Below are 4,947 nucleotides of genomic sequence, written 5' to 3'. Positions count from 1 at the left end.
GGGGAACGGTGCGCCGTCGTCGTACGGTTCGTCGTCGAGCGGGTAGTCGTCGACGGGAACGCCCGGCACGACGGGACCGCCGGGAGGCACGGCTGCCGCTCCAGACGCCGCCTGCTGCCCCGGGCTGGTCGGCTGGTCGGGCTGCCCACCCGTGGCACCAGCAGGTCGCGCGGGTGCTGCTGGCTGCGTCGGCTCCGTCGTGGTGGTCTCGGCGGGGGCGACCGGTGCGGACGCCGGTGCGGTGCCGAACGGTGCTGCCCAGCTCGGCTCGACGGACTCCGGGACGGCGTCGGCGGTGGGGTCGTTGGCGGGGATCGTCGCGACCGCCCAGTCGGTCACCGGTGCGCCCGAGGGAGCAGGGGTGGGATCGGCGGGTGCCGCGTCACGCTGCGGCGCGGGCGAGGTCGGTGCTCCGGGGGCCGGCGCGGCCTCCGGTGCCGGCGCGGCCTTCGCCGCCTGCTGTTCCGACACAGCCTCGGGTACCGCTGCTGCCGCAGGGGCTGCTTCCGGCTCCGCAGCTGCAGCGGGCACTGCCTGCGACTCCGGCGCCGGAGCAGCCGTTGTCGCGGGCGCAGGCGCGTCAGCAGACTTCGGCGCCGGGGACTCCGGTGCCGCGGCGGCGGGGGCCTGGGCAACGGGAGCCGGACGCTGGGCCGGCGCAGCCTGCTGCGCCGGAGCAGGTTGCTGGGCCGGAGCCGACTGCTGCTGCTGCTGCTGCTGCGGACGCTGCTGCTGACCCGGCCCGCGGGCGACGAACTTCACGCGGAGCCCGAGCACGTCGACGATGGCGGCGCGCAGCAGTTCGCTGACGCTGGCCGAGGGATCGGACATCTCCTTGAACGAAGCGACGTCCTGCTGACTCGGGAACGTCAGCGTCAGGACGTCGTCGCGGAGCGCGGTGACCTGCGCCGTGACGACCACCGACCACGCCGAACGCTTGGCGTGCTGCACGTGCTCGACGATCTGCGGCCAGGAGTCACGCATCTGCTGGAAGCCGACGGCACCGACGGTCCGGACGGCGGGCTCGTCGCCGATCGTCGTGCCCTGACCGGTGGACGACGGACTGACCGGCTCGGCCGCCGACTTCGCGTCCTGGGGCTTCGAGGCCCCGGTCGAGGTCGGCGTCTGCGCGGGCCCTTCCGGAGCGCTCGGAGCGACCGCGGCCCAGGACGCCGCGGCGTCGCGAGCAACGGCCCCGGAATTGGCCCGGGGCGCGCTCTGCTGTGCAGCCGGGCGCTCGGGGGCCGTCGTGCGAGCCGCAGCCGGTGCCGGAGCGGGCGTCGGAGCGAGGGAGGGAGCAGGAGCTGCGGGAGCCGCGGCCGCCGGCTGCTCACGACGCGGTGCAGCGGCGACGGCCGGAGCGGACTGCTCACCGGCGCCGACCTGGTGCCCACCGGCGTCGTGTCCACCGACGTCACCGACACCGACGCGACGTTCCAGGCGCTCCACCCGGGCGAGGGCTCCGCGCTGGGTGTCGTCGGCCTCGGGCACGAGCATCCGGGCCGTCATGAGTTCGAGGTGCAACCGGGGCGAGGTCGCACCGGTCATGTCGGTGAGGGCACGGTTCGCGATGTCGGCGGAGCGTGAGAGCCCCGTCGCACCGAAGACCCCGGCCTGGCGGCTCATGGTGTCGAGCTCTTCCGGCGAGACGCCGCGCAGGACGGCGGCGGCGCTCTCGTTCGTCGCCGCCACGACGATCAGGTCGCGCAGGCGCTCGAGCAGGTCCTCGACGAAGCGGCGGGGATCCTGCCCGGTCTGCACGACGCGGTCGATCGCGGCGAAGGCGGAAGCCGGGTCGGCGACGGCCAGGGCGTCGACGACGTCGTCGAGCAGGGCTGCGTCGGTGTAGCCGAGCAGGGCGACGGCACGCTCGTAGGCGATCGCACCGTCTTCGCTGCCGGCCATCAGCTGGTCGAGCAGCGACAGGGTGTCACGGACCGACCCGCCACCCGCGCGCACCACCAGGGGAAGGACGCCGGGTGCCACGGAGACGGACTCCTGCGTGCAGAGCTGCTCGATGTACTCGAGCATCACCGCGGGCGGGACGAGCCGGAACGGGTAGTGGTGGGTGCGCGACCGGATGGTGCCGATGACCTTCTCGGGCTCGGTCGTCGCGAAGATGAACTTGACGTGCTCCGGGGGTTCCTCGACCAGCTTGAGCAGCGCGTTGAAGCCCTGCGGCGTCACCATGTGCGCTTCGTCGAGGATGAAGATCTTGTAGCGGTCGCGGGCCGGGGCGAACACGGCACGGTCGCGCAGGTCACGTGCGTCGTCGACACCGTTGTGGCTCGCCGCGTCGATCTCGATGACGTCGAGCGATCCGCTGCCGTCGCGGGCGAGTTCGACGCAGCTCGGGCAGACACCGCACGGGGTGTCCGTCGGACCTTCGGCACAGTTCAGGCAGCGCGCGAGGATGCGGGCCGAGGTCGTCTTGCCGCAGCCACGGGGCCCGCTGAACAGGTAGGCGTGGTTGACGCGGTTCGTGCGGAGCGCCGTGCGGAGCGGGTCGGTGACCTGCGACTGCCCGATCAGCTCGGCGAAGTTCTCGGGCCGGTAACGGCGATACAGGGCGGTGACCACGCGACAAGGGTAGCCGTCACGACCGACAACCCGCGTGCCCGTCCACAGGTCGTCCCGCCGGGCCGGACCACCCGTCGGCGGCGGGCCGAGCGCCGGGACGACACCGCGCCTCCCGTCCGTCTGGCCGACGGGCGGGAGGCGCGGTGTGTGACGCGGGTGGCGGACTCAGCCGCGGGTGCGGCGACGGAGGCTGCCGGCGAGGCGGGAGAGCCCCAGCAGCAGGAACCCGAGGGCCACCAGGCCCGCCGCGGTGCCGGCGATCGGGACGACGTCCGCGCCGGTCCAGGCGAGGCCACCGGTGCCGTTGCCGGAGCCACCGATCCCGGTGCCGGAGCCGTTCCCGGTGCCGGTACCGGTGCCCGTGCCGCCGCCGCCGCCGGTCCCCGGTGTACCGGGCAGACCGGGTGCCCCCGGCGTTCCAGGGGTGCCGGGCGTTCCGGGGGTCCCGGGCGTGCCCGGTTCCTCCGGGTCGACCGAGTCGTCCATGACCACGACGCGGACCATCTGCGCCTGCGAGGTGGAGCCACCGACCGTCTGGGTGACCCGCAGCATGTGGACGCCGACCGGCAGCGTCACCATGACCTCCCACTCGCCACCCCGGTCGGCCGTGGTGGCGACCGCGTCCCGGCCCATCGGCTGCACCGTGACGGTCGCAGCGGGCTCAGCGGTCCCCGTGACCACGAGGTCGTGGAAGCCGTCCTCGTCCGCCATCTGCTGCTCGCCCGGCATGGGCGAGGTGACCGCGAGCGGGTCCAGGGTGTCGACCACGATCGGCACCCGGGGCGCCGCCGAGTCCGTGCCGTTCACGGACTGCGTGGCACCGATCGTCCACTCACCCTCGGGGACGCGTTCGAACACGACGCTCCACGCGCCCTCGTCGTCGGCCGTGGTGGTGCGGACCTGCCCGGTGGACAGGGTCACCGTCACCGCGGCGCCGGGGGTGGCCTGACCGGTCACCGTGAACGACCCGGTGTCACCGAAGCCGTCCGCCGGGATCAGCTGCCCGGGGTCGGGACTCGTGATGACGATGCCCGTCGCCTGTGCGGCCACGACCGTGACGTCGACCGCGACCGGGTCGGAGGTCCGACCGCCGACCGTCTGCGTCACCGACACGGTGTGGTCCCCGAGGGGGACGCCACCGATCGTGACCGTCCACGAACCGTCGTCGCCGGCGGTCGTCGAGGCGGTCCGGCCGTCGATGTCGACCGTGACGGTCGCCCCCGGCTCGGCGGTGCCGCTCACCGGGACCGACGTCGACGACCCAGTGGTCGGGAACGCCTGGCCGTCGGCCGGGCTCGAGATGACGACCGGCGTCACGGCCGTCACGGTGAAGCCGACCTGCGGAGCGTCGGTGGTGACGCCGTCGACCGTCTGGCTGGCGGTGACCGTGTGGGACCCCTCGGCGACGTCCGGCACCGTCACGGACCACGCGCCGTCGTCGTCCGCGGTCGTGGTGACCGCGGCGCCGTCGTCGATGCGGACCGAGACGGCGGCGTTCGGTGCCGAGGTTCCCGTCACGCGGACATCGGTCGAACCGCCGAGCACGCGGTAGTCGGCGCCGTCGGCCGGGGCCGTCACGACGATCGCGTCCGCGGCGGCGACCACGACCGTCACGTCGCGCTCGATCGGGTCGGACGTCGTGCCGTTGACAACCTGGGTGACGACGAGCGTGTGGTCCCCCGCCGGTACGTCGACGAGCGTGGTCTCCCACCGCCCGTCGGTGCCGACGCGCACCGCGACCGGGTCGGCGTCGTCGAGGACGACGCGGACCGTCGCGCCGGGCTGGCCTGCGCCGCCGACCGGGACGGTCGCGGTGGGGTCGGTGCTCGGCACGGTGAACGTGGTTTCGTCCGCCGGGGCGGTGACCGTCAACGCGGCGCCGGGTGCCACGGTGAAGGTGCTGCGGACCGGCGCGGACGTCGAGCCGTCCACCGTCTGGGTCGCACGGATCGTGTGCGCACCGACGGCGGTGTCCGGCAGCCCGACACTCCACGTTCCGGCGTCGGTCGCCGTCACGGTCACGGCGTCGCCGCCGTCGATCGTGACACGGACCTCGGCACCGGCCTCCGCCGCACCCGCGGCGGTGAGGGTCGCGAGCGAGTCGCGCTGGGCGACCCGGATCGTGGTCCCGTCCGCCGGGGTGGCGATCGTGATCGGGTCGGCGACGAGGACGCGGACGTCCACGGTCACCGGCGCGGACTCGGTGTCGTCGATGCGCTGCGTGACGCTGACGGTCGTGGTGCCGGCCGGCACGCCGGGGACCGAGACGCTCCAGGCGCCGTCGTCGTCCGCGGTGGTCGACTCGCTGCGACCGTCGCCCAGGTCGACCACGACGGTCGCACCCGGCTCGGCGGTTCCCGCCACGTC

The 4,947-nt window shown here is 74.3% G+C and carries 2 protein-coding genes; both read right to left on the bottom strand.

Annotated features, from left to right (window positions below; all coding sequences use genetic code 11):
• The coding region (locus tag H489_RS35660) for a DNA polymerase III subunit gamma and tau (RefSeq protein ID WP_017888679.1) at window positions 1–2,580 on the bottom strand (2,580 nt) is incomplete at its 3' end.
• 165 nt (window positions 2,581–2,745) lie between these two features.
• Window positions 2,746–4,947: hypothetical protein (locus H489_RS35655; RefSeq protein WP_040420062.1), on the bottom strand; the 2,202-nt coding region annotated here is incomplete at its 5' end.

Source organism: Curtobacterium flaccumfaciens UCD-AKU (assembly GCF_000349565.1).
Taxonomy (GTDB): domain Bacteria; phylum Actinomycetota; class Actinomycetes; order Actinomycetales; family Microbacteriaceae; genus Curtobacterium; species Curtobacterium poinsettiae.
The sequence above is the reverse complement of the archived record's forward strand: the minus strand, read 5'-3'. Positions and strand labels throughout refer to the sequence as shown.